We start from the raw sequence: 24,511 nt of genomic DNA, 5'->3' as shown, positions 1-24,511 counted from the left end.
GTGTTCGCGGAGGATTTCCGTACGCTCTTCATCACTCATCTCGGCTAGGTCGCTGAAGCAGTGACACATTACATCCATTCATTCGGGCTACGAGTAGGAAAAACCTGTTAGCACCATTCTCAGGGTTGTGTAATACGGATTTCGAGGTAGCAATCATTAGTAATTCTACGACTCGCATTAGTTACCCCGACACCGGTTACTAAACTCAGATTTCAGTTAGTGCTTCTTATTAACTTAGATGTCTAAAATCACAGTCTTTATTATCTGGTCTGCTATTATTATCAATAGATGCCTCGATACACCCGACGTCGACTCATCGCAGCTGGACTCGGTACGGCAACCATCGGTGCGCTCGCGGGCTGTACATCGAACAATGGCGATTCCGGCGCGGCGGAGAATGACGGCTCAACAGCGACAGAGAATACCGTGCCGGAAGCCCAGTCTTCGTTCTTCGTATTCGGGGACTTGGCCAGCCAGGTTGCAGGCGACACCGCGACCGCAGAGACGCTCGTCCCGATCGGCCAACACGGCCACGGGTGGGAACCAGGGCCACAGATTCAGGGAGCAATCCTCGAATCTGACCTCTTTCTCTACGGAATGGAGGGCTTCCAGCCGTGGGCTGACGACCTCGTGACGAGTCTCGGTGACGACGACGCCGACGTCGATATCGTCGCTGCCGGTGCTGGTATCAACCTCATCGAAGGCGGACACAACCACGATCACGGTCACGAAGGAGATCATGAGGGCGAACACGAGGAAGGCCACGACGGTGAAGGAGAGCACGATCACGGTGGGGAGACTCCCTGGGAGTGGGCTGGCCTCTACCACCTCGAAGCTGGCACCTACACGCACACGTTCCACGAGGGCCCCGATCCGAGGATGCAGCTCGCCGTCATCGCGACCGACGAGGGTGGCGACCACGGCATTCACCACGTCGAGGAAACTGCGGCCGCCCTCTACGGCGACCACGACACGCACACACCGGTCGAAGGCGGCGAGACACTCACGCCGTCCAGTGAGTCACTCTATCACCTCCAGTTCGCGGACTCCGGTGAGACGACTTTCTCCATCGACATCGAAACAGAGGGTCACTATGTCCTCTTTGCCCAGCACGCTCCCGCTGAGTTCGACGCGACGCTCACCGACGGCAGTGGGTCGGTCATCGAACCCGAAGTGACCGAGAGTGCGGGCGGACACGGACACGAGGGCGATGGCGAGCATGAGGGTGAACACGGCCACGAGAGTGGAGAAGAACACGAAGGCGAGCACGAGGGAGAAGCCGATCACGAAGGCGAGGAGGGACACGGCCACAACCACTCTGGCGGGGCTGACCCACACTTCTGGCTAGACCCTGAGCGAGCGAAGCAGGCGGTCGACAACATCCGGAGCGGGTTCGTCAACGTCGACGGCGACAACGCCAGTGCCTACGCCGAGAACGCCGAATCGTACCGGAACCGCCTAGACGAACTCGACGAGTCGTTCCAGTCCGCGCTAGAGGGCGCCTCGAAAGACGTCGTGTTCGTCGCTGGTCACAACGCCTTCCAGTATCTCGGCCAGCGCTACGACTTCGAGGTCCGGACGCTGACAGGACTCTCACCGGACGACCAGCCGACGCCGAGGGACATCGAACGGGCCCAAGAGATCATCGCCGAACACGACCTCCAGTACGTCTGTGCTGACCCGCTCGAATCCCAGACAGCGGCGAACCAGCTCGTCGCAGAGACCGACGCCACCGAAGTCCTCCCGCTGACGCCGATTCCCGGACAGACCCAGGAGTGGGCCGATGAGGGCTGGGGCTACATTGAGATCATGGAAAACATCAATCTCGAGACCCTGAAGCAGGCCCTCGACGCAGAATGAGCGACACCACGTCTGGCGACACGGAACCGGAGTGGGACGGAAACGCCGAGCCCAGCCCATCCAAGAGCCCTCGTTCGGGACTGATGGCATTGGTCGTCGGCCCTGCGGAGAGACCCGTCTGTACGATTTATCCGCCGGACGTGGCTGTTCCGTATCGGACAACAACCTGGATTACGGCGTACGGGAACTCGTTCGTCGACCTCGACGACTACCGATGACGACAGCAACGATGGAGCGGCAACAGTCGGGGAACCCCCTCATCAGCGTCGATGACGTCACGTTTGGCTACGGAGAAGTCCCGGTTCTCGAGTCGGTGTCGATCGACGTCAAGCCCGGCTCCTTTCTCGGACTGGTCGGGCCGAACGGAAGCGGCAAGAGCACGCTGCTTGACTTGATGCTCGGACTTCGTCGACCAGACGAAGGCACGGTGTCGCTGTTCGGCGAACCTGCCCACAAGTTCGACGCCGGTGAACGGATCGGATACGTTGCACAGGAGGCGACGAAGGCGGCGCGCGATATGCCGATCACGGTTCGAGAGGTTGTTGAGATGGGGCGGTACCCGCGGCGGCTTTTCGGTCGATTCTCGGCAGCGGACCGGCAAGCGATCGAAGACGCGCTGGAACAGGTGGGAATCACAGACCTCGCGTCTCGCCGGGTCGGTCGACTGTCCGGTGGTCAACGCCAACGGGTGTTCATCGCCCGTGCGCTCGCCTCAGAGGCCGATCTGCTCGCACTCGACGAACCGACGGTCGGCGTGGATGCCGAATCCAGAGAGGAGTTTTACGGCCTCATCCATGACTTGAACGCGACCGGGCTGACCGTCATCCTGATCGAGCACGACATCGGTGTCGTTACCACACACGCGACGGACGTCGCCTGTCTCAACCGTCAGTTGTTCTTCGACGGCGACCCGGAGGAGTTCGTCGAGACTGATGCTCTCTCGCAGGCCTATGGGAAAGACCAACACATCCTCCAGCACGACCACAAATAATGTTCACACTACGTCGCCTCGGAGAGAGTGTTCCACTCGACAACGTGATAGCGACTCCGCTTTTTGCTGTCAACGTCTTCGCCCCTATCGAGTGGTTCCTCAACTACGTCTTTGGTCCCGGAATGGACGTGTTGGCCGACCTGCTCGGCATGCCGATGCTCGAATACCCGTATATGCAACGTGCCTACCTCGCTGCGTTGTGTATCGCTCTCATTGGGCCGGTCGTCGGGACGTTCCTCGTTCATCGAGAGATGGCGATGATCAGCGATACGCTCGCGCACACAGCCTTTGCCGGCGTCGCCGTCGGGTTGTTCCTCAATTCGGCCTTCTCGCTCACGCTATCGCCGCTGCTCACCGCATTCGTGGTCGCAATCGTCACGGCGCTACTCGTAGAGTTGCTCGTCGAACACGCCGGAGCGTACAGCGACACCTCGCTGGCGATCGTCCTGACGGGAGGATTCGCAGTCGGCAGTATCCTTATCACTGCCACCGACGGTGGCATCGCGGTCGGTATCGACGCCTACCTCTTCGGCAGTTTGGCGACTGTCTCGACAGAGAGCGTCGGTATCCTCGTGTTAATGAGTGTCCTTGTCGGTAGCCTCGTCACGCTGGCCTATCGGCCACTCTTGTACGTCACATTCGACGCGACGGCCGCCCGCGCGGCGCGACTGAACGTCCGCCTATACAAACGCCTCATGGTCGTGCTCACGGCGCTGGTCGTCGTCAGCGCGATGCAGATTATGGGCGTCATCCTCGTCGCTGCGATGCTCGTCGTTCCGGTCGCCGCTGCGGCGCAAGTCGCCGAGAGCTTCAAGCAATCCATCTTACTGGCGATCCTCGCCGCCGAGTTCGCGGCGATAGCCGGTGTGACGCTGTCGTACGTCTACGGAATTGCGGCCGGCGGCTCGATCGTCGTCGCGGCGATTGCAGTGTACGCCGTCGCGCTTAGTAGTCGAAAGTTGGGGTATCGGCTTCCGATCGTACAACGGTTCAGTGATCGTCAGTCCAATCACCACCGAAAAGAATTGGAAGTCGACGGAGGAAAACGAGAGTGACAGTCGTTAGGTTGACCGCTGATCACTCACTGAGTGGTGATCCCCCTACGAGTACGTGATTGTTGGCGGCGGAATTCACGGCACTTGCCTCGCAAACCACCTCATTACGGAGAGTGAGTACACGCGCGACGAGATTCGGATCCTCGACCCGCGCGAGGAGTTACTCGCTTCGTTCGCCAAGAAGGCCAATCAGTGCGGCATGGAGACCCTCCGGTCGACGTTCGTCCACCACATCGACACCGAGTCGTTCTCGCTCGAGTCGTTCGCGGAAGGACACCACCGAGCGAACGAACTCGTGTCGACGAAGAACTACCCGGACCGACCGACTCTCGACCTGTTTCTTGACCACGCTCGCGACGTTATCGAGCGTCGTGAGCTTTCCGACTGTCATCATCGGTTGAAGATAACCAATGTTTCCCGGTCTGCGGGCACAGAGACGTATCTGGTGGAAGCGGACGCGGGAGCGATTGAGACCCACCGCGTCGTCTTGGCCGTCGGGCTCGGTGCGACACCGACGCTCCCAGAGTGGACGGCGTCGCTCCCGGACGACGCGCCGCTCGCACACGTCTGGGACGAAGCGTTCGACCCGGCGACGCCCGACCCGTTCGAGGGGCGAACGTTCGTCGTCGGAGGGGGTATCACTGCCGGGCACCTCGCCTGCCGTCTGGCAGAGCGGACCACGGTGACACTCCTGTCGCGTCACGAACTCGAAATCGAACTGACCGAGGCCGACCCGCACTGGATCAACTGGCGTCACATCGGCAAAGAGATCCACACGCTCCCGCCGGGATCGGAGGCTCGTCTCGATCGGATCCGGTCCGCCCGCAACGACGCCACGATCCCGCCGTACGTCGAACGACGACTGTCCGAAGCGCGTGACGGTGGTGCGCTTGAACACCGGCAAAGCGAAATCACGTCTGTGAACGCGACAGACGAGGGGCTATCCCTCCGCTTCGACGACGGCACGAAAGCGACGGCCGCACGCGTCGTCCTCGCGACCGGATTCGAACCGGTTCCCGAGCAGCCGCTGGTCGGCCGCGTCAGCGAGTCACTATCGCTCGCACGCGGGGCCGAGGGATTCCCCGTTCTCAACGATCGAACCCTCGCGTGGAGACGGACCGACGGTACTGAGTCCGCGGTGTACATTTCGGGCGCGCTCGCGGAGCCCAGCGTCGGTCCTTTCGCTCGCAATATCGTCGGTGCCCGCCGGGCCGCAGAACGGATTCTCGACCCACCAGATCAGGCGCAGACAGGCCCGCTCCCGATGAGCTCTCGAGGAGGATCGTGACGTGGCTTCGACCGATCTCACGCTCGCTGTCTCGCTTGGCGCACTCAATCGACTCGCACGGCCCGCCCACGCCCTCGAAGACGCCACTACCTGGAGCAGCTACGTCGGGATCGTCCCCTCGGAGCCGTCGTACATCGAACGACGACGGGTGCGAGAGGCCGGATACCACCAAGAGTTCCTGTCCGGACCACGTTCGATAGCGGAGGCGCTGACGGCGGTCCGAGGACACTTCGAGACGGAACGGTACGTATTCGTCGGGACAGACGAGACCGCGAGGGTGGTAGAGACAGTACCCGACTGGACGTTTCAATTAGTGACCGACGCTGCGGGCACTGCGGACTGGGAGATTGAGACTACGTCCTCAACTGGCGGCAACTGGCCGTAGCGAGATGAATGAAGCTGAATATATAAAGCGCTCGCCTGTCGCGGTAAGACAACTCGTTTGTAGGACTGGAAACTCACTCAGAATATCCACGAGTAGCGACCGGGAATTGACCTCCTCCTCCGCGTAAACGCGGAGGAATCCGACCATCGGATTCGGGCGGTCGTCGCCATTTGGTTCCAACCCGCACTCGGAGGGAACCGGCGACACACCGGGGAAACTCTCGTTTGTCTCCCTCGTAGGGCTGTGGCCCGGCCAATGAGGCCCCGTCGGAATCCGTGTCATTGCCGTGTGGACCACCGTTAGTTCACCACCCCTTGTGGTTCGGGGACGGCCTCTCACCGATTCCGTAGCATCCGTGACAACTGGAGGCCACAGGGTTCAAACTACCGGAACAAACGAGCCGAGTGTCGCTCGACCTCCGCCTGAAGACGGAGGTATGCACTTGTATCTTTATCAGAGAAACCGCTTGTCGGCCTGTTCTGATCGGATCGTCGATTCCGACGCATCGAGCCAGCCTGTCTCCACCTCGGACGGAATATCGAACTCGGGAACGAACGGTTTGATATCAAGCAATGGTGTCCCGTCGACGACGTCGATACCGCTCACGGTCAGTTCTTGTTCTGTGACGGACTCGATTGCCACAACGGAGAGGCCAATCGGATTCGGACGTTGTGGCGCCCGTGTCGAGAAGACTCCTCGCTGTTCGTCATCGAGAAACGGTTCGATCCGTAGGGGAGCTTCATCGCTAGATGCGTGAAAATGGTACAACAGCATACAGTGCGAGAACTCGGCAAGATCCGCTAATCCGTCCGCATACGACGCCTCGATTTCGACAGTTCCTGTGACTGAATCTGCCCCGATCGGTTGAATCGGCATTCCTTCTGCTGATTCGAACGACGTCCGAATCACTCCAATCGATTCGTAGCTGAATGTGTCTTTGGGCACATTCGTTGCTTCGTCTTCTACCGAAAAATCAGTATCGTGACCGAGACAGATATTTTCCGCGGCGTAGTGATTGGTGAATAGCACCACAAGTCAATAGATATTGGACACAAAACCAGCCTATCCTCCGAAACAGTGGACAGCTGATTCCCACGATGCTATATAATAACGTTCACTTTTATATGTTCAGATAGTATTGTGTGTATGGGTACGAACCATACAACAAAGTCAGACAGTATGCTTCAGTGGCCGTCGGAATCGATCGGGTATGTGGCGGTTCTTTTGGCCCTCATTACGGGACTCATCCATCTCGTGGCGACGACGCGAGCGATTGAAATGAGCGTTGTGCTGGCGGTTCTCTTCGTGCTTAACGGACTAGGTTTCCTTGGCGGAGCAGCACTGTATTTCACCCGGTTTTGGCGACGCTCATTTTTCCTGGTGGCTGCAGTGTACTCGTTGGTGACAATTCTTGCGCTATTCCCGTTCCGGGGTTGGGGGATTGAAGCATTCTACATGAACGGGGCGATTAATCCAATTGTCACCATCACGAAGGTTGCGGAAGCTTTCCTCGCGATCGTGTCGGTTTACCTGTACAGCAGCACAAGCGATTAACAGCTTCACCGGTTCGAATTTGCTCTGCGGTTCAATTCCCTTTGACATTCCCCTCGCGCTGAAGCGCGAGGCTTTCTCCTTGATCGCTCAGTGGTTCTCGTGGATGTGGTTGCGCAACGAATCGGTGTCGTCGAAATTCTCGTCGCACTCGGCACACGTGTTGTGGTGAAGCGCGACATGCTGGGTCACGCCGGCAGCGCTCTGGAACTGTGCATCGCAGCTGGAGCAGGTGTACGACATTACATTAACAACTCAGGACCATATATACAAGAGTATTATTAAAAAACGGAGTGTGAAAACTGCTTTAGAATATTAAATTGGAACACTTACTAACTAAGTTCCGAGCTCAAAACGAGATTTGACCAACCGCATCGAGCGCTAGCGAAGCTGGTCCGCCCGCTCTCGGAGCGCTGTCGGTAGGCTTGCGTCGTCGACCAGCGCACCGAGTTCTGTCGTCGCTCGGCATCGACCGAGCGCGTTCAACGCGTTCCGGCGGAACGACCCGTTGAGGCCGTCTGCGACGACGATAACGCGAAGCTGTGTCGTCGCGTCTATCTCGGCGAGCTCACCGATCGCCGCTTTACGGGTCTCGTGTGGTGCGTTCTTGTTGACGACAGTCCGGAAGAGGGATCGTGGCGAGGACATCGTCAGTCCGCGAGGCCGACCTCCTCGGCGCCGTCGTCGGTCGTCTCGGTCGGCTCCTCGGTCCCCTCTTCAAGTGTGGCGGAGTCTCCGTCGTCCCACGTCGGGAACCGGTCGTCGAAGGCGGTCCAGTCGGCATCCATTTCCTCGTCGGTCAGCAGGGCCGCATCGAGGTCGGTGCGGAGCGCGTCGTGGTCCATGTCCGTACCAATGAGCACGAGCTGGGTCCCCCTGTCACCCCACTTGTCGTCCCATATCTCTTCGAGCTCCGGATTGGCCTCGAAGTAGCTCTCGCGCTCGTTCTCCGGCAGCGTCGCAATCCAATTACCGGCCGACCCAACTCGGATCGACTGTCCCGCGACGTTCAATCCGAGTGCCATTTTTTCGCGACCCGCCAGCCAGAAGTGACCCTTCGAGCGGACGACGTTCGCGGGGAACGAGTCGAGCAGATCAGCGAACCGTTCAGAATGGAACGGACGGCGCGACGTGTAGACGAACGACGTGACGCCGTGTTCCTCTTCGGCGGACTCGTGCGGCTGCTGGAGTTCCCGTAGCCACCCCGCGGACTGGCTCGCTGCTTCGAAGTCGAACCGTCCTGTATCGAGGATCTCGCCGGGATCGACCGCGCCGTGTTCGGTTCGGATGATCTTCGCGCGCGGTTGCAGCACTTCGATCATCTCTTCGATCTCGCCGAGCGTCTCCTCGTCGACGAGGTCGCACTTGTTCAACAGCAGGACATCACAGAACTCGATCTGTTCGATCAAGAGGCTTCCGAGGTCTTTCTCGGTGTCGCCGTCCATCAGCGATTCCTTCGAATCGAACGTTGTCCAGAACAGGTGGGCGTCGACCACAGTGACGGTCGTGTCGAGTTCGTAGTAGTCCATCACTTCGATGCCGGTCTCCTCGTAGAACTCCGTGGGGTCGAGGTCTCCCTGGTCGAATCCCATGGTGAGCGTCTGGGCGACCGGCAACGGTTCGGCGACGCCCGTCGATTCGATTACCAAGTAGTCGAACTCGCGGGCTTGTGCGAGCTTCGCGAGCGCGTCCAGCAGGTCGCCGCGTAGCTCACAGCAGATACAGCCGTTCGACAGTTCGATCAGGTCCTCGTCGTCCTCCGAGATGTCCGAGTGTTCGGCGACGCGCTCGGCGTCGACGTTCACCTCGCCCATGTCGTTGACGAGGACCGCGACGTCTAGGTCCGTTCGCGTGTTCAGGAGGTTGTTCAGCACGGTCGTCTTGCCCGCGCCGAGGTTGCCGCTCAGCACGGTGACGGGAATCGTCTCTCGACTCATCTGTTATTAAGACTAGAGCGTATATTATTTATAATTGGCTATCTACTACCCTATATTGTTAACAGTGACATCCGAAGAAGCCCGTAAACACGAGTCGCTCGACGTAGCGATTGTCGGGGCAGGTGCCGCAGGCGTCGGTCTTGGGGCCGTCCTCGCGGATCTGGGTCTCGGCTCCTACGCCATCCTCGAGCGAGGCGAAGTCGGGGCGGCGTTCCTACAGTGGCCAGAAGAAATGCGCCTCATCACGCCATCGTTTCCTAGCAACAGCTTCGGCTGCCGCGACCTCAACGCCGTCACCACTAACACCTCGCCCGCATTTGCGCTCGAAGAGTATCCTGACAAGAACATGTTCCTCGAGGACTTGTCCTACTGCGAATCCGACATGTGCGACTGCTAATCATGACACGAGATACTCCGCAGAAAGATAGTGGGATCGATCAGCTGAACGATTCGAGAGACGACCGACACGTCTGCCGCATGACGGGACGCGAACAAGGTCTCGTCGGTAAGTACGACATCTGGCTCTGCCGACAATCGTTTCGGGAGCTGGCTCCGAAGATGGGGTTCAAAAAATGGCTCTGTAGTTTCGCTAGACGTGAAGCCGACGACTCCGTTATTGCTGTAGAAAGCGAAGAGACAGATCGGTGTGACATCCGAAATCCGTCTCTTCACGCGTGTTACGGTGGCTAAGGCTAAATCAGTTGTCGCTAATCCGGACGAACCCGCCGACCCCGAAGGGGGGGGCGGGTTCGCAGAGTGGGCGATGCTCACCGTGCATGCACTCCGCATCGAGCTGGCCAAATCCTACCGCGTCGCCGTGGATTTGCTCTCAGAAATGCCCGGCGTTCTTGAAGAGATCGGACTCACCAGACTTCCACACTACACGGTGCTTCGCACGTGGTTTGAGCGGATTCCAACTAAGACGTGGCGTGTGTTTCTCGGCGCGTCAGCCGAGAAACGCACCGGCCACGCTGCTATCGATTCGACTGGCTTTGACCGTGATCAGCCTAGCCGCCACTACGCTAACCGCACGAACTACCGCGTCAGAGCGCTGAAAGTCACCGCACTCGTGGATGTCGAAACGCTGTACATCACCGACATCCACTCGACCGCCTCGAAGAAGCACGATGCGAAGATCGGCCCGCAGGTCGCCCGACGCAACGCTGGCGACCTGCGGAGCCTCGCTGCTGATCGCGGCTACGACGCGAAATCATTCCGCGACGAACTCCGCGAAAATGGCATCAGACCGCTGATTAAACACCGGATCATGAATCCACTCGATCACGCCCACAACGCCCGCATGGACGGTGATCGCTACCACCAGCGCTCCATGTCAGAAACCGTCTTCTCGTCGATTAAGCGCACGCTCGGCTCCGCCGTGCGTGCGCGTAGCTGGTGGTTAGAGTTCCGAGAAATGCTGCTGAAAGCCACCGTATACAATCTTCGCCGGAGCGTCCGATAGCCGTGAAATCCGCCGCCGTGTACCGAAACTACAGAGCCGATTATTCAGAATATTTTATCTCACATCCATAATTCAGTGCTACTCGATATTTGGATAACTCCGAAGAGATGGTTCGGAAACGGTACTCACATATTGAAGCTGGAGAGCTCGGTGATCCCGCTGCTGAGGCGATCGAAGACATCGACAGATAACTGGTGTTTCGATTATTTTTAAGTACTGCCCGTATTTCATATAATGTTTATATAGTAGTGAGCCGTAGCATGGTACATGAGCCGTGAGACGGAATCGAACGCCACCCAGGGTGTGTCCATATCCGTTCCAATACCCGCCGCAGACGCGGATTTGTTCAAAAGCAAGGCAACGAACGACATCTTGCTATTTTTAACGAACCACCGATTCAAACAGTTCTCACAGCGCGAAGTGGCTGATCAGATTGGCCATTCCCAACAGACGGTTCGGAGAGCGATCAATACCCTCGTCGAGAACGAATTAGTGGTTGAATCGCCCGAGAACAATCAACGGCTCGTTCAGATCAACCGAGAGCGACTCGCTATTCCGGACGACCCTCTCCTCCGAATACCGCAACCAGAGTTCCAGAAGCCCGTGAAGGCCGCGGTCGATGAACTCACTGACCGTCTCGAGGGCGTCATCGGGATCGTTCTTTACGGAAGTGTGGCGCGCGGCGAAGCCGATCGGCGCAGCGACATTGACCTCTGGGTGCTCACGACGAACGATCGAGCCCCAAACCAACGAGAGGCGAACGCTGTTGGTCGCGACCTCGAAGACGCCGAGTTCGACGGGAATAGGTATGCTTACGACATCGACGTTGAGGCGGTCCAAGCGATTCCCATGTACACAGAAGACATTCGGGAAATTGTCGTTTCAGGAATCCCAATCTACAGCACTACCAAGTTTGAGACGGTCGAAAAGCTCCTCCTCGAGGGAGGTGATAGCGATGAGTAACAGGTCTGATCCAACTGACATCCTCGAGTCCCTGGAGCGGGCACAAGACGCCTTCAAGATGGCGGGCCGTGATCGAGCAGAGTTCGAGGAAGGGATTAGTGCCGACGATGACTGGAAGACTCAACTGACGAAAGCGTGCCGGCTCGTTGAGGTGACTAACACGCTTCAGGCGCAGGGAGACTACTACACAGCGATCATCGAGGTGAGTTTTGGAACCATAGAGAGATCCATCGAAGCGTACGCGCTCGCGATGTCGAACGATGAACTTCAGGACTTCAAAGATCACGAGTTCAGCTACAAACGCGCATACCAGATTGGCCTGTTCACCAAAGAAACAGCAGAAGATATGAAGGATCTGTATAGCGAGAACCGGACAGAGAGCTACTACGGCGGCGGGAGACCGACAGAAGAGCAGGCAGACGCAATGGCCAGTCTTGCCCTCGCCGTCCACCAATTCAGCGTGAACCAGATTCGGGAAGGGGGGGTCTGTCTCTGCGACTGACGGCCGCTCCGTCTTTGCCGTATATGGTATATCACTGTACCGGCTCTGATGGGATGAAAGCCTGCTAAGTCCCCAGCGTGCGTGAAGAGGTACTGGGGTGGTCAAAGGCCGATGATTCAACAGCGTCTTCGAACGCGTGGCTCTGATTGGCCTACGTGCCAAGGAAGCACCATCATGGGAGGCCGCCCGGATGCTAGCGGCATCCGGGCGGCGAGCCCGAATAGGTGTTGCTCCATTTACGCACATACCACCCATCAGCGCAGCAGCTCGTATCGATCTTCCAGATGCTCGACCGCATGGAGGAATCTGATCCACAAGAGGTGAGTTACTGAGGGCCGCCGGCTCGGCGGCCCTCATCGGCCGGTCGCAGCGGCCGTCAGCCACAGCTATAGCATTCACGTTTTGACCGCCTGCCGGACGATTCCTGAGCTATCACCGTGACTGCTTGCGATCTCTCTCCATGGACACGATCGGGTCGATCTTGACGAAAAATATAGTATTGCAGACGTGGTTTGTTGCGCTAGCAGGCTTTCATAGGTGTTGAAATCCTTAGAAAGTGACATATTCTGTTTAGGGTGTGGTCAGTACAGGGTACATATTTCGCACTCTGGTCAGTAGTGTATTGACACGGGGTTCGTTACAATAACAGCAGTTTCAGACGGGGTTTGTTGTAGTGAAGCAGGGGATAGTACACTTGGATGATGACCAGCCGCTAGGTCCTGTTAGTATGGCCTATTTCTGAATTCGCAACCTGCCCCGAACATCTATTTCGGAGGTGAATATATCTGGAGAAGGGGAATTGTACAAAGCCACGAAATACCTACTCCACGGCCTCTGAGTCACTGTATCGGCGATGTAGATGCTGAATCGACGAGTGAGTACTCACGATCTCGGCTCGTGCCTTCTGCTTCAAAAAGGTTGTACTGTGCCATCTTCGAAAGGTAGGTCCGGACCGTGCGCTTCGTCCGCGGATCGTCGACCGCGTCAGTATAGCGGTCGTGAATCTCGCTGGGTCCAAGTGGGCCGTGGTCGCGAACAATATCGTAGACGACTCGCTGATGCGGCGTGAGCGAGTCGAGACTCTTCTGCTTAATTTGAGCCCGAGCATCTTCAGCAGCGTCTCGGAGGATGTCGTTGGTGACCTCCTCGTGATTTTCGCGGTCAGCTGTGCTGGCTGCGCTGCGAAGCATCCCGATCGCGAGACGGGCATCACCAGCAGCGGCATCAGCGATCTGATAAAGCTGCTCGTCGGTGATAACGCCGTTTTCAAGCCCCCATTTCGTTCGAGCACTCAGAATGTCGTAGAGTTGCTCGTTGTGGTACTTGTCCATCCGGACGTGTTCGCTGGAGCGCAGCCGGCTCACAAGGCGGTCGTCGACGCGGCTGAACAGCTCTTCTTCTTTGTTTGCGATACAGATCACTGCGAACTGCTCCATACTGTGGAGGTCGTAGATGAGGCTCGGGTCTTCGAGTTGGTCGACCTCGTCGAGGATGACGACGGTTCGAGGACCGTCGTACTGTTGGAGGCGATCAATGAGCTCGTCGTGAGGTGTCGACTGGCGATGGATGTCTATCGTCGCGCCGATGTCGTCGAGAATCTGGTACAGCGTCCGGAAGCGACTATAGTTTCGCCAGCAATTCACGTAGGTGGCCTCGACGTCGAGTACTTCCTCGCGGAGCCGTTCGGTAACGAACTTCGAGACACAGGTTTTACCGACACCGCTCGGGCCGGTGACGATGGCCGTGTCAGCCGGCTCGCCGTTCGTGATCGGTTCAAGAACGCTCGAGAGGTGGTTGACTTCGGCGTCGCGATGCTCGACTTCTCGAGGGACGAACCCGGCGCGGAGGACGCGAGCATCACGGATCATCGGTCGGTGGGTAGTTATTCTCAGCGTGAGTGATATAAGTGTGACTGGGGAGATTCCGGAAAAGCTCTGATCGCAGTGATATATTCACCTCGATTGCTCCGCCGTCTCTCGATTCTGATTGTGGAACCACACTGTTTCCGGAAACGTCCAGAAACCCAATCAACGGTGTGGAGCTCGCTCTATACTGATCATAGTAGTTCGAGCCGGCTGGACCTCATGAAGAACACTGTCTGACGTGCTCATCGAGGTCGCTAGGTCGTAGATACAGACAGACAGCTTTAGCTCTGGTTGCCTGCGTCAAATACGGCGGCAAAGTCCTCGAGAAGCTCCTGAGGTGATTGCTCATCACCCTGAGACGGGAGTGGTGCTTCCCAGCAGTCGATCTGAAGTGTGTGCCCATTCGATACTGTCCCCGACTCAGTTACCACATTGAAGATGCCGGTGCGATAGATAGCCAGTAGTCGCTGGTCATGAACACCGACATAATCGATACCAGCCCGATCCAGGACTGCCGGAATGTCAGTGGGCTCAGATAGCGAGACAGAGGCGCTTGGAGACGCCGAGTCGCTCATACCTTGGCTTAGTCTATCACATAAATAAAGACCCGTCTCGAGAAAGGCCGCACTCTCAACGATTAACCAACAAAAGCAACAGCAACGGGATTTTGTTGGTTAAGTGACCTGAGCCGCTAGGCCCGGTGACGGTGGTGTTGGCGGGTTCCCCATTTTGATAGACCCGAGGACCCTGGAGGGGTTGTTGACTTCGACGTTACGGTGCTTGAGGCATCAGGGATCATCTGTCGCACACCCCTCGTTGCCGCTGTAAACATCTCCCGGGAAATGGTATGGTGGCTCGAAAGAGATGGACCCCTCGTTGCCGCTGTAAAACCACCGTAGAGCGGTGTATGTATAGAAAATATCCATCTGCCCGCTCACACGTTCTACTATCAACACCACACCGATCAGTAATTTTATACCAAAGCGTGTTGTTTGCTACCGTACTACTCTTTTGGCATACTGAGAGGCCATGTTGTTTTGGCGTCGAAGACGTGAACCGTATGTTTCACCGTCATGGTGTTTTCCCCCAAATCACGTAGCTGACCGGCTCTCGATCGACTTTCTCTGAATCGCCCACAATTTCATCTGGAGGTCACACATCATTCGTGTTTACAGCGGCAACGGGGGGTGTGAGACCACCTCGATACCACTCTTACAGCGGCAATACGCGGCCCGTTATGAGATTGGAATTCTCAAAACGTAGGAACATACGGGTTTTAACCCCACTTGGACGGATCGTCTAATACAGACTCCTGTTTACAGCGGCAAGACGGTGGGAAGATTGATATGGGTCGGGTGAGTGCGATCCTGTATGAGCGATACGGAGTCATTCTTCGGGGATCCCGACCCCATTTTTGCTGATAAGGAACTCCTTCGTGTGAGTCATCTTCCAGAGGGTGATCGGATCATCGGCCGTGATGAGGAACTCACAAACCTCGCGAACGCGATTAAGGACGCCCAGCGAGGTGGGACGCCGAACAACGTGTTGATCTATGGAAAGACTGGAACAGGCAAGAGCCTCTGCTCGAAGTACATTACGCAGGATCTCACTGAGGCTGCCGCCGAGAATGATGTCCACGTTGACGTCGCATACATCGACTGTTTTCAGGACTCAACAGAAACGCAGGCTATCCGAACGATCGCTGAATCGTTCAACGATCCTGACGTGACGGATGTGAAAATCCCAGCGTCTGGCGTTTCCACGTCTGATTACTATCGGCGGCTCTGGAAGATACTTGATCTACGTCTCGACGTTGGTATCATCATTTTAGACGAGATCGACAAACTCGAAGACGACAACGTTCTCATGCAGCTCTCACGAGCGGCGGAGGCCGGAAAGGTAGAAGACAGTACACTCGGCATCATCGGGATCAGCAACAAGATTCGCTACAAGGAAACACTTAATGAGCGCGTCAAATCAAGTCTCTCCGAGCGTGACTTTGTGTTCCCGCCCTATGACGCAAATCAACTGCGTGCAATCCTCAACTCACGGGCAGATGCGTTCCGAGAGAGCGTCCTTGATGACGACGTGATTCCGAAGGTCGCAGCACTCGCGGCGAAAGAACACGGAGACGCTCGGAAGGCGATTGATATTCTCCGATATTCTGGCGAAATCGCTGACGAACACGATGACGACCGCGTCCGCGTTGAGTACGTTGATGAAGCACACGAGCGTGAAGAAGAGGCGCGGCTCGCCGAACTAATTGGAAAGCAACCCGAGCACTCGAAATACCTCCTTCAGGGGCTCGCACTCCAGATGCAGCAGTCAACCGATACAGATGCGATGATCCCCTCAAAGCAGGTGTACTCGGCCTACGAGGTTGTGTGTGAACGCGAAGGAACCGACCCGCTCAAAATTCGTCGCGTCCGCGACCTCCTCTCCGAACTTGCGTTTCTCTCGCTGATCGAACAGAATCGGAAGGGCCGAGGGAAAGGGAAGGGTGCGCATACAGTGAATCAACTGGTTGATGCCCCCGAACTTATCATTGAGGCGTGCAAGTCGGCGTGAACTGGCTTTCTTTTGCGAGTGCTGATGGTGAATGTCGGAAAGTGTGTCCGACCGTCACTCGGCGCGCTCTAGGTCGGCGTCTTCACCGTCAATCTCAATAATGTCACCGTCGCCGACGTCTAGGGCGTCACGAAGGGTCTCAAGATGGTCGTCTGCCTCTTCGCGGAGCTCCTTCGCGGTGGTGAGATCAACCTCTCCATCTTCGAGTGTCTCGGCAATCTCTTCAAGTCTATCGATCGTCCCGGCGATGTCGACCTCAGCCTCACTCATGCCTGATGATTACCTGGGGACTGCTTGAATACTCTGTTGTGCTCACAGAAGTCCACCCGCCCACAGTGCGACACCGAGCAGTAGCAAGCCAATGAGGACCAGGATGATTATCCGAAGCTGGCGGGCTTCCTGTTTTGCTTCTCGGACGTCCGTGTCCGTCTCAATATCTCGATACGCGCTTTCGATCCGGCGCTCAAGTGCTTCAGTTTCTTGGGTGATGTGTGTCTCGTACGCCCGATCAATACGGCTCTCAAGTCCGCCAATGCGTCCCCGCGCTGCCCGTACCGTGACAGCCTCTGTCTCCGCGGCGTGTTCGATCTCCTGGAGTGCTGTCTCGATCCTGTCGTCGACCGCATCAAGGCGTGATCCTGTCTGTGTCGTGTAGGCGGTATCGATCCGCTGTTCGAGATCGGCTGCTCGCTGGATACGTGCCTGCCGAGTTTCTGCTGCCCGTTCGAGTCTCACAACGGCGTTTTCGATCCGTCGATTGAGCGCGTCAAGCTGCTCGCTGACGACTGTTTTGTACCCGATTTGGAGCCGACGTTCGATGGTCTCGACGCGCTCTCGGATGGTGCTCATCTCAGGTGTCGCCACGATCCCCGCGTCTGTCGGTGTCATTGCTGGCTTGTCTGCGACCGCTTCGGCGAGGGTCTCATCGTCTTCGTGGCCCACAGCGACGACTGTTGGGGTCACACAGTCCGCGATTGCTCGGACGACGGGCTCCTCGTTGAAACACCACAGCGTGTCGTCTGCGCCGCCACCACGCGTTACGACGATGGTGTCGATGTCTGGATCTCGATCTGCCTGTTGGAGCGCCCCGACGATCGATGCTGTGGCGTTTTTGCCCTGAACGGTCGCCCCAAAGAAGGTGAGCGTCACTCCGGGTGCGCGTCCCCAGGCGGACTCACGGAAGTCCTCTCGAGCCGATCCAGTCAATGAGGTGACGACACCGATGTTTGATGGAAACGGTGGAAGTGACTGTTTTCGGTCGGCATCGAAGAGGCCCTCCTCATTGAGTTCGGCACGCAATGCCTCCAATTCCTGTGATCGATCGGAATCGCCGACCGGCCAGTAGTTTTTGACGTTGAGTTGTGTCCGGCCGCCTTCGGCGTAGAAATCGACGTTTGCCCGGACGATTACCTCCTCGCCTTCGGTGATGGGCTCGTCGATGCGGTCGCGATAGGACGACCACACGATACACTGGATAGTTTCCTCGCCGTCGACGTCTCGGAGTGTAAAGAACGTCCCGTAGCCCTTCGCTGTCGCATCGGAGACTTCGCCGACAACGTACGTTGGGAACCGTTCCGCGGCGGATTCCAAAGTGGCAGCAATTTCGTTGTTGAGTCGAGACACGGACCATGCGGACTTCTGCGGTTCCGTATTTTCTGATCCGGTATCGTCGTCGACGGCCATTCGGATCTGCCTACGGCAGTGGGTGGTTTAGTTTATTCCTCTGGTCCTTCGAGATCCATCGCTAGTGCTTCGAGTTCGTCTACCTCGTCAATCGCTGTCAGCCATCGGTCCGGGAGCTGAGACGCGCCAAATCGGGCACCTGCGATGGCACCTGTGATTGCGCCGATCGTATCGGTGTCTCCACCTCGGTTGACGGCTGTCACAATTGCTTCCTCGGCGTCTGTGGTATGTAGCCCATCGTGGAGTGCTGTCTGGAGTGAGTGGATGACGTAGCCCGATGTCTCCAGCAGATCGGGTTGATCGCCACGTGCCAGTGGCCTAAGCGCGGCAGTCAGTTCATCCGGGGCGCTTGCGTCGACGTAATTGAGAGCGTCCTGTAACGGGGTGTCGACATCGTCAAGAAGGCCAGCAAGTGTGAGATTCAAAACGGCGCAACCGTAGGTACACCGTGGATCTGCGTGCGTGATCTGTGAGGATTGTCGACTCACTGTGACAAGTCGCTCCCAGTCGGTTGCGTATGGTATCGCGAGCGGTGGACACCGCATCACACTCCCATTGCCTGCGTTTTGGCCTTCGGGACTAGTCTCCCAGACGTGCTGGCCAGCCTCGCTCCAGTCGTCGCCGTGTTTGAGCCGACTCAACGACTTCATCGTCATCCGGCCGATATCGAATGGATTACTGTCGTACCAATCGACAAATCGAGACGCGATATCTGCTGGATCGAACGCTTGCTGCTCAACAAGGCTGCGGGCAATACAGAGGGCCTGTTCGGTATCGTCTGTAATCGTTCCTGCTGGCTGATTCCACGTCCCATGGCCAATCATCTCGTCGAGTTGGCCGTGCTCGGCCGCAATTGAGGATGCTGACGAGAACTCAACCGGTCGGCCAAGCGCATCCCCACACGCCAACCCTAAGAGGATCCCACGGGCTCGATTTGAATTCATACGAAGATCAACCACGGCTTTTGTGGAAAAGTGTGGGTAGTGTGGTGTGCTCTATTGTAGTCATCCTCTGCGGTGTTTTGGACACTCCTGTGTGTCGCTAAGTCCACGGTCAGGTATCGGCAAACTCGACGAATGAGTGGTTCGGGCTCTCACCCAGTGCGAATCAATGAGCCTGGTAGATGAGACGCTGACCCGTGTGACTGGACACTCTATCTTTCTACGAGGAGAGAGCCCCGGCGTTTACGCCTGTCTCTTACCCACAAGTTCACCGAGTCCCAAACAAACGTTTCAGACGCTGTCGAACCATATCTATTCTCGAGAGATCGAGGTGGGGAGTAATTCGGACGGTGATATCGGCAGTGGGGGGTTGTTGAATGTGGTAAACAAGATCAGCAAAATCGTCCCATAGAAGTGTTAAATCTGTAGATATCGAGGCTTCGGTCGGATTCATTGACCGCAACAACGACTCGATTTGTGGGTAAGAGACAGGCGTTTACGCCGGGAGTGAATCCGACAACGCTGACCCAATCCATCACGAACGGCAGGTTGGATATTCCACGCACATCCACACCATTAAGTTAGTTTGTCTACATAGTCTATGTATGGCGATTAAGGCCACACGCACCTACGTTGGTTCCATCCAGAACCACCAACAGGTCTGTGATGGTCTTGATTCGCTCGGAGACTCTGCCTCGAAACTCTGGAACGTCGCACGATGGACAGCTGACCGTATCTGGGACGCAACCGGCGAGATACCAAACGGTAGTGTGCTAAAATCGTACATGAAAAACCAGTCGTGCTGGAAAGATTTGAACGCACAATCCAGTCAGAAAGTCATCGAAGAACTTTCTGACGCTTTCCAGTCGTGGTTCGACTTGCGACACAACTCCAGTGAGGCGAATCCGCCCGGCTACCGCAAACACGGCGACACTCGACCAAAGAGCACGGTGACGTTCAAAGAAGACGGGTTCAAACACGACTCTGAGAACAACCGCGTCCGACTCTCGAAAGGCTCGAATCTCAAAGAACATTTCTCAGACTTCTTGCTCTGCGAATACCAGACCCGACCAGACGTTAATCTCTCAGAAGTCAACAGCGTACAGAACATTCGTGCCGTCTGGACTGGTGAGAGTTGGGAACTCCACTTCGTCTGTAAAGTCGAGCTCGAAACAGCGGATGCGGCTGGCGACGATGTCGCAGGGATCGACCTTGGCATCACCAACATCGCCACGGTCGCGTTCCCCGACGAATACGTGTTGTACCCCGGCAACTCGCTCAAAGAAGACAAACAATACTTTACTAGAGCTGAGTACGACACCGAGGGAGAGAACGGCCCGTCAGAGAAGTCGATGTGGGCACGTCGGAAGCTCTCTGATCGTGAGACACACTACTACCACACGCTGACGGACGCCATTATTACGGAGTGCGTTGATCGCGGTGTTGGAACGCTCGCGGTGAGTTGGCCTGAAGACGTGCGGGAGTCAGACTGGGGCAAAACCGGCAATAAGAAACTGCACACGTGGCCGTTCGACCGCATCTACCAGTACCTCGAATACAAAGGCGAGATGCGCGGTGTTGAGGTACTGAAAGAAAACGAGTGGAACACTTCAAAAACGTGTTCAAGATGTGGAGACGACACGAAATCGAACCGTGTCGAACGTGGCCTGTACGTCTGCTCGTCGTGTGAGTTAGTAGCCAACGCGGATTGTAACGGGGCAGAGAATATGCGTCAGAAGATAACTCCGAGTCCTCACGGCGAGGATAGGAGTAACGGCTGTGTGGCACAGCCATCGACACACTTGTTCGACCGCGAGAGCGGGACGTTTCACACGAGAGAACAGGTCGTGTCGTAGACCGGCAAATATCCCACCTGCGGTACGGGAAGCCTCGCCGTTTACGGCTGTCTCTTACCCATAACTCAGCGCTGCTGAGAAAAATCAACCAAATTCGCTCTGATATGAGTGGATTGGTCAGGAAGGAATCATTATTGATGCTGACTCACGACTTTCAGAGGCTGGACGGTCTGTGACCCTGAACAGAAGCTGGATTGACGAGAGTCTCGCTGAATGAGCGGCTTGGCGCTCATTCAGCACCCAGTTCGTAGCCTTCTGCCCACATGCGGAGCTTCTGAAGCCCTTTCCACATCGTCTCCCAGCCTGGAGGGGGATCTGAACCGCGGTCTAAATATCCGCCAAGCTTCGCCACATGTACCGCGTAGGCTTTCCCGCTTTGACCGCTCAGTTCTGGAAATTTCGTTTCCAGAACTGCGCGTTCGGCCTCGCTTAACAAGATCTCTGGAGCAACTGAACCCTCTCCACGGGCTAGCTCTCGTAACTCCAAGACCTTCCAGGCAATCACTGAGTACACGCTCAACAACACTTCCATACGCTCCCACGTTTGCAGTTGCCGCTCTTCGATTTTACAACCGCTCTTCAGCACCTTGTGCCAGTCTTCGATCCGCCAGCGAAGGCCGTAGTACTCGATAACGGCTAGAATATCGTCGAACGTTTCGACCGATTCAGTGGTGAGTAACACCCACTGAATCGGATCGCCAGCCTCAGTGACTTCATCCACTCTCACCACATTCACTTCGACGGACCCTTCTTGATCCGGATTATTTCGCGGTGCGCGCAACTCACAGGTTCCTGCAGTGATTGAGACTTCGGCTGTTCTGGCTTCTCGTCCACCGCCTTGTTGAATCTCAATGGAGTTGCGACCTCGTTCTGCGAGGTCGCTACTCCAATCGAAGAGTTTCCCACCTTCACCACCTTCTGTCAAGACTCGTCGATTTTGATTGGCTCGAACAACGAAACCAGCGTTAGCACTCTCCTTGCTCAGTTCCTCGTACAACGAGAATGCGTCCCCACCTCGGTCATGGACAAAAATCGGACGCACGTCTTCGGGAAGCCACTTGGCGGCTTCCCTATCCCCACGCAACCACTTTTCATGCTCGTTCTCAAGGAGAATTGGGTCGTCTTTGCCGTTTGTGCTGTAAGTGTTGCCCGCCTGTTGGTCCTCGACCAGCACCTGCTGGTCGATGACCCCAGTCATCTGCTGCGTGTCTGGGCGAATACCAACGGAAGTGTGTAATTTGACGCCTTCTACGTCGATATCTGAGGAACTAATATCTCCAAGACCGTCCTTGGCTGGGTGGCGAGGAAAGGTGAGATACGTCGTGTCGGAGACGACCAACAGCTCGTCTCCGCCACTCACCCGTGATCGCTGTGACTGCTTGTGAGCAGAGAGAATCTCGGTCGGTTCCACACTCTCATTATCGCAAAATCGGTATGTAGCCTTTGTGGACGCCCAGTCCTCGCAGGAAGCCGGGATGGACTCGGCAGGTGAACTGCCGAGTTCATCCCCGAGTTGGACCAATCGATCGGTAAGACGCTTGTCTCCGAACTCCGCTGCCCGAAACTCCGTCCGAATCCAACCTGATACATCCATGTCACACAACTCCCCGTCATCGTTCAGATCAGGTCGCCAACTCCGCTGATCTCGTCCCATCTCCCAGCCTCAACTTCTCAGCTACGGGAATAGAATTTGTGGGTAAGAGACAGGGCTGAAGCCGGGGGATTCGTCCGCGTTTACGCGGAGGAGGATGTCAACTGTAGCGACGCCGGACACCCAGCGCCGGCGACGACAGTTTCTCCATGACAGAAAATTCGGGGCGAAAACCTCGCCTTTCAGGTCAGGGGGATATTAAGGTCGGTTTCGGTGATGAAGGATAGTGGACTACAGACCTGCGTTTCCGGCACTGAAACGCGACAGTACAATTTTGAATCAACCGCATCAGTACCTATCCGGATGCTGGGGGGGATACAATCGAAAGAGCTGGCACTGCTGGTTTGGTTGGTGGCGACGTTCGCTATTGGAACAGTGGTGTATTCGCCGTTGAATGGGCTTGCGCTCTCTGTGCCAACGACCTGGGGATTGTGGGCGCTGTTGATGTTGCGTGAGAGAGAATAGAACATTCGTAATCAGAGGAGGGCCCAGGATAACTTGCGTCGAATTTTTGAAGGAAGCTAGCCCAGATTCGTGTACACCCGTCGTGTCTGTGCGGCGACAACAACAAGACCAACACCGACGGCGGCGAAGACAATCGGGACTCCCAACGACGTGCCCCGAGCGGTGACGCCGGCAAAGTCAGCAACGAATCCACCGTTGAGCGGACCGATGTACCAAAGTCCGAGATACAACGCTTCGAACAGCCGAGGCGATCCAGTCCATAACCCAGCAGCGAGTGCGAGCGACGGCGGGAAGATGACGAGACCCGTCACTCCGATGAGTGCGGTGGGACCTCCTGTGGCCACAGCGATCGCAAACGCACCGGCCCCGACGACGATGGTGATTAAACAGCCGGCAATCCACTCGCCGACAAGCTGGCCAACCGGGTAGTCGGACGTGAGAACTTGAGGGCGAATCCCATGACGAGCGGTCTGTGAGCCGATCTGTGACCAAACGAAGAGTGGCCAGACCGCGACCAACGAGAGCAGCCCCCGGGCAGCTCCCTCAGTGCCACCACCAGTGAGGGCGATTCCAGCTGGCACGACCGCCAACAGCCCCGCACCGAGATACCACCAACGCGGTTGTCCACGCAGGAGACGACGAAGTTCCATCGTGAGGACGCGCCGAAACCCGCCGGCACCACGACGGGTAACCGGAGGAATCGTGACATCATCACCAACAGGCGAAGGGGACACAGCCGGATCAGCCGTGTCTGTTGGAGTTTGTGGATTGGACGCTGTCTGTGTCGCAGTCTCAGGGGGAGTCTCGTCGAGCGGGAGGCGCCGACGTACCTTCTCCACTACCCCGCCGGTCGTCCGAAACCAATTAAACGACAGTGCCGCGACAAGCGTTACGGCCAGTCCGACGGCGACAGTACCCAATCGCTGAGCGAAGAACCACGCCGGCCACGGGCCTCCCTCGTACCGGAACGTTTGCGCGTTGGATCCACCCGTTCCGAAGTTCGCGAAGCTACTCTCGAATCCCGGCACAGCGGCCTGTATTGATTCGAAGGTGAGATCGTACGCGAGGGTGAGCCCGACAATATCGAGCGCTTTCACAGTCGTCGGGACAGCGGCCGGGACTGCCGTTTCCGGACGCGCCGACTGTGCGGAGAGCAAGAAGATGGCCCCAAAAAAGTACGCTATCCGACCGAGGGTTCCAGCGAGCAGATTGATCGTGCCAAACAGCATCGCGACCGCGCCAACAAACACGGTGAGTGGAACGACCATCACAAAGACTGGCCAGCTGATGGCAATTGGGTCGGTGGCACCGACCCCGTAGATCGAGTGGTTGACGACCGCTGCGCCTGCGAGTACCGCTGCGGTGAGAACGCCGACGGCAGTGTTGCTCAGTAGTTTTCCGAGTAGGTACACCGGTTTACCAGAATTGAGGCGAGAATGCCCCTTCCTCAAGGAGCGACTATCGGGAGCGAGTAGGGAGGGGATGAAT

General features: G+C 56.9%; 23 protein-coding genes and 2 pseudogenes. 14 read left to right on the top strand and 11 right to left on the bottom strand.

The window, feature by feature from the left end:
• The first annotated feature begins 288 nt into the window (after positions 1-288).
• The 6 genes from EO776_RS17605 to EO776_RS17580 are packed head-to-tail and all read left to right on the top strand — an operon-like array spanning position 289 to position 5,579.
• Entirely contained in the window at positions 289-1,860 is a 1,572-nt protein-coding gene (locus EO776_RS17605; protein ID WP_094519641.1) for a metal ABC transporter solute-binding protein, Zn/Mn family, read from the top strand.
• Entirely contained in the window at positions 1,857-2,078 is a 222-nt protein-coding gene (locus EO776_RS17600) for a DUF7511 domain-containing protein (RefSeq protein ID WP_080510588.1), read from the top strand. Before EO776_RS17605 ends, EO776_RS17600 begins: the two co-directional genes overlap by 4 nt.
• Positions 2,075-2,851 carry a metal ABC transporter ATP-binding protein gene (locus EO776_RS17595; protein ID WP_094580078.1) on the top strand — a complete coding sequence of 259 codons (777 nt, stop codon included), beginning with the start codon at positions 2,075-2,077 and terminating at the stop codon, positions 2,849-2,851. Before EO776_RS17600 ends, EO776_RS17595 begins: the two co-directional genes overlap by 4 nt.
• Positions 2,848-3,906 (top strand): metal ABC transporter permease, encoded by a 1,059-nt coding sequence (locus EO776_RS17590; protein WP_094519643.1) that lies wholly within the window; start codon positions 2,848-2,850, stop codon positions 3,904-3,906. The genes EO776_RS17595 and EO776_RS17590 overlap by 4 nt, the downstream gene beginning before the upstream one ends.
• A gap of 55 nt (positions 3,907-3,961) precedes the next feature.
• Positions 3,962-5,194, top strand: coding sequence for an FAD/NAD(P)-binding protein (locus EO776_RS17585; protein ID WP_100050491.1), 1,233 nt, complete (start codon positions 3,962-3,964; stop codon positions 5,192-5,194).
• Between the two features lies 1 nt (position 5,195).
• Positions 5,196-5,579 (top strand): DUF7124 domain-containing protein, encoded by a 384-nt coding sequence (locus EO776_RS17580; protein ID WP_094519644.1) that lies wholly within the window; start codon positions 5,196-5,198, stop codon positions 5,577-5,579.
• Positions 5,580-6,032: 453 nt separating this feature from the next.
• Here the strand turns inward: EO776_RS17580 and tsaA are convergent, their stop codons facing one another.
• The gene (gene tsaA, locus EO776_RS17575; RefSeq protein WP_094519645.1) at positions 6,033-6,524 is read right to left on the bottom strand and encodes a tRNA (N6-threonylcarbamoyladenosine(37)-N6)-methyltransferase TrmO; all 492 of its coding nucleotides are present in this window, start codon (positions 6,522-6,524) and stop codon (positions 6,033-6,035) included.
• 201 nt (positions 6,525-6,725) lie between these two features.
• Between tsaA and EO776_RS17570 the strand changes: the two genes are divergently transcribed.
• Positions 6,726-7,133: a DUF7475 family protein gene (locus tag EO776_RS17570; protein WP_053770069.1), complete on the top strand. Its 408-nt coding sequence runs from the start codon at positions 6,726-6,728 to the stop codon at positions 7,131-7,133.
• An 87-nt stretch (positions 7,134-7,220) separates the two neighbouring features.
• Here the strand turns inward: EO776_RS17570 and EO776_RS19135 are convergent, their stop codons facing one another.
• The 3 genes from EO776_RS19135 to EO776_RS17560 form a co-directional block, all read right to left on the bottom strand.
• Positions 7,221-7,373, bottom strand: a complete 153-nt coding sequence (locus EO776_RS19135) for a C2H2-type zinc finger protein (RefSeq protein WP_008439973.1) — start codon at positions 7,371-7,373, stop codon at positions 7,221-7,223.
• 138 nt (positions 7,374-7,511) lie between these two features.
• On the bottom strand, positions 7,512-7,778 hold the full coding sequence (locus tag EO776_RS17565) for a hypothetical protein (RefSeq protein WP_094519646.1): 267 nt from the start codon (positions 7,776-7,778) through the stop codon (positions 7,512-7,514).
• A 2-nt stretch (positions 7,779-7,780) separates the two neighbouring features.
• Positions 7,781-9,067 (bottom strand): GTP-binding protein, encoded by a 1,287-nt coding sequence (locus tag EO776_RS17560; protein WP_094519647.1) that lies wholly within the window; start codon positions 9,065-9,067, stop codon positions 7,781-7,783.
• Positions 9,068-9,131: 64 nt separating this feature from the next.
• Between EO776_RS17560 and EO776_RS17555 the strand changes: the two are divergent.
• The 5 genes and pseudogenes from EO776_RS17555 to EO776_RS17535 all read left to right on the top strand — a co-directional run.
• Positions 9,132-9,431, top strand: a pseudogene (locus EO776_RS17555) (NAD(P)-binding domain-containing protein); the annotation flags it as partial.
• Positions 9,432-9,466: 35 nt separating this feature from the next.
• Positions 9,467-9,643 (top strand): annotated as a pseudogene (locus EO776_RS17550) (30S ribosomal protein S14); the annotation flags it as partial.
• A gap of 70 nt (positions 9,644-9,713) precedes the next feature.
• A complete protein-coding gene (locus tag EO776_RS17545) occupies positions 9,714-10,529 on the top strand; it encodes an IS5 family transposase (protein WP_099289261.1) in 816 nt (271 codons plus the stop codon).
• Between the two features lie 267 nt (positions 10,530-10,796).
• Positions 10,797-11,492 carry a nucleotidyltransferase domain-containing protein gene (locus tag EO776_RS17540; RefSeq protein WP_176450690.1) on the top strand — a complete coding sequence of 232 codons (696 nt, stop codon included), beginning with the start codon at positions 10,797-10,799 and terminating at the stop codon, positions 11,490-11,492.
• On the top strand, positions 11,485-11,994 hold the full coding sequence (locus tag EO776_RS17535) for a DNA-binding protein (protein WP_176450691.1): 510 nt from the start codon (positions 11,485-11,487) through the stop codon (positions 11,992-11,994). Before EO776_RS17540 ends, EO776_RS17535 begins: the two co-directional genes overlap by 8 nt.
• Before the next feature lie 839 nt (positions 11,995-12,833).
• Here the strand turns inward: EO776_RS17535 and EO776_RS17530 are convergent.
• Positions 12,834-13,862, bottom strand: coding sequence for a Cdc6/Cdc18 family protein (locus tag EO776_RS17530; protein ID WP_129452618.1), 1,029 nt, complete (start codon positions 13,860-13,862; stop codon positions 12,834-12,836).
• Positions 13,863-14,140: 278 nt separating this feature from the next.
• Positions 14,141-14,434, bottom strand: coding sequence for a hypothetical protein (locus EO776_RS17525; protein WP_094580718.1), 294 nt, complete (start codon positions 14,432-14,434; stop codon positions 14,141-14,143).
• A gap of 796 nt (positions 14,435-15,230) precedes the next feature.
• On the opposite strand from EO776_RS17525, the gene EO776_RS17520 reads away from it, so the two are divergent.
• Positions 15,231-16,427: a Cdc6/Cdc18 family protein gene (locus EO776_RS17520; RefSeq protein ID WP_094520702.1), complete on the top strand. Its 1,197-nt coding sequence runs from the start codon at positions 15,231-15,233 to the stop codon at positions 16,425-16,427.
• Between the two features lie 54 nt (positions 16,428-16,481).
• Here the strand turns inward: EO776_RS17520 and EO776_RS17515 are convergent, their stop codons facing one another.
• From EO776_RS17515 to EO776_RS17505, 3 genes are read right to left on the bottom strand one after another with little or no spacing between them, the layout of a single operon-like run.
• Entirely contained in the window at positions 16,482-16,697 is a 216-nt protein-coding gene (locus EO776_RS17515; RefSeq protein WP_094520701.1) for an exodeoxyribonuclease VII small subunit, read from the bottom strand.
• A 42-nt stretch (positions 16,698-16,739) separates the two neighbouring features.
• Positions 16,740-18,110, bottom strand: a complete 1,371-nt coding sequence (gene xseA, locus EO776_RS17510) for an exodeoxyribonuclease VII large subunit (protein ID WP_094520700.1) — start codon at positions 18,108-18,110, stop codon at positions 16,740-16,742.
• A gap of 32 nt (positions 18,111-18,142) precedes the next feature.
• Positions 18,143-19,054 carry an ADP-ribosylglycohydrolase family protein gene (locus EO776_RS17505; protein WP_099289276.1) on the bottom strand — a complete coding sequence of 304 codons (912 nt, stop codon included), beginning with the start codon at positions 19,052-19,054 and terminating at the stop codon, positions 18,143-18,145.
• Between the two features lie 602 nt (positions 19,055-19,656).
• Between EO776_RS17505 and EO776_RS17500 the strand changes: the two genes are divergently transcribed.
• Positions 19,657-20,907 (top strand): RNA-guided endonuclease InsQ/TnpB family protein, encoded by a 1,251-nt coding sequence (locus tag EO776_RS17500; protein WP_094580716.1) that lies wholly within the window; start codon positions 19,657-19,659, stop codon positions 20,905-20,907.
• Between the two features lie 229 nt (positions 20,908-21,136).
• Here the strand turns inward: EO776_RS17500 and EO776_RS17495 are convergent, their stop codons facing one another.
• Both EO776_RS17495 and EO776_RS17490 read right to left on the bottom strand, forming a co-directional pair.
• Positions 21,137-22,561: an IS4 family transposase gene (locus tag EO776_RS17495; RefSeq protein ID WP_094580467.1), complete on the bottom strand. Its 1,425-nt coding sequence runs from the start codon at positions 22,559-22,561 to the stop codon at positions 21,137-21,139.
• A gap of 518 nt (positions 22,562-23,079) precedes the next feature.
• Positions 23,080-24,435, bottom strand: a complete 1,356-nt coding sequence (locus EO776_RS17490; protein WP_186279056.1) for a hypothetical protein — start codon at positions 24,433-24,435, stop codon at positions 23,080-23,082.
• Between the last annotated feature and the right edge of the window lie 76 nt (positions 24,436-24,511).

Source organism: Halorubrum ezzemoulense (genome assembly GCF_004126515.1).
In the GTDB taxonomy this organism is placed as follows: Archaea; Halobacteriota; Halobacteria; order Halobacteriales; family Haloferacaceae; genus Halorubrum; species Halorubrum ezzemoulense.
This window is presented reverse-complemented; position numbering and strand designations above follow the sequence as displayed.

Excerpts from the sequence above, each read along its gene's own strand:
- EO776_RS17525 (WP_094580718.1), bottom strand. The coding sequence starts at position 14,434 with ATGAGCGACTCGGCGTCTCCAAGCGCCTCTGTCTCGCTATCTGAGCCC.
- EO776_RS17600 (WP_080510588.1), top strand. The coding sequence starts at position 1,857 with ATGAGCGACACCACGTCTGGCGACACGGAACCGGAGTGGGACGGAAAC.
- EO776_RS17565 (WP_094519646.1), bottom strand. The coding sequence starts at position 7,778 with ATGTCCTCGCCACGATCCCTCTTCCGGACTGTCGTCAACAAGAACGCA.
- EO776_RS17530 (WP_129452618.1), bottom strand. The coding sequence starts at position 13,862 with ATGATCCGTGATGCTCGCGTCCTCCGCGCCGGGTTCGTCCCTCGAGAA.
- EO776_RS17505 (WP_099289276.1), bottom strand. The coding sequence starts at position 19,054 with ATGAATTCAAATCGAGCCCGTGGGATCCTCTTAGGGTTGGCGTGTGGG.
- EO776_RS17540 (WP_176450690.1), top strand. The coding sequence starts at position 10,797 with ATGAGCCGTGAGACGGAATCGAACGCCACCCAGGGTGTGTCCATATCC.
- EO776_RS17500 (WP_094580716.1), top strand. The coding sequence starts at position 19,657 with ATGGCGATTAAGGCCACACGCACCTACGTTGGTTCCATCCAGAACCAC.
- EO776_RS17495 (WP_094580467.1), bottom strand. The coding sequence starts at position 22,561 with ATGGGACGAGATCAGCGGAGTTGGCGACCTGATCTGAACGATGACGGG.
- EO776_RS17520 (WP_094520702.1), top strand. The coding sequence starts at position 15,231 with ATGAGCGATACGGAGTCATTCTTCGGGGATCCCGACCCCATTTTTGCT.
- EO776_RS17515 (WP_094520701.1), bottom strand. The coding sequence starts at position 16,697 with ATGAGTGAGGCTGAGGTCGACATCGCCGGGACGATCGATAGACTTGAA.
- EO776_RS17560 (WP_094519647.1), bottom strand. The coding sequence starts at position 9,067 with ATGAGTCGAGAGACGATTCCCGTCACCGTGCTGAGCGGCAACCTCGGC.
- EO776_RS19135 (WP_008439973.1), bottom strand. The coding sequence starts at position 7,373 with ATGTCGTACACCTGCTCCAGCTGCGATGCACAGTTCCAGAGCGCTGCC.
- EO776_RS17595 (WP_094580078.1), top strand. The coding sequence starts at position 2,075 with ATGACGACAGCAACGATGGAGCGGCAACAGTCGGGGAACCCCCTCATC.
- EO776_RS17535 (WP_176450691.1), top strand. The coding sequence starts at position 11,485 with ATGAGTAACAGGTCTGATCCAACTGACATCCTCGAGTCCCTGGAGCGG.
- EO776_RS17570 (WP_053770069.1), top strand. The coding sequence starts at position 6,726 with ATGGGTACGAACCATACAACAAAGTCAGACAGTATGCTTCAGTGGCCG.
- EO776_RS17605 (WP_094519641.1), top strand. The coding sequence starts at position 289 with ATGCCTCGATACACCCGACGTCGACTCATCGCAGCTGGACTCGGTACG.
- xseA (WP_094520700.1), bottom strand. The coding sequence starts at position 18,110 with ATGGCCGTCGACGACGATACCGGATCAGAAAATACGGAACCGCAGAAG.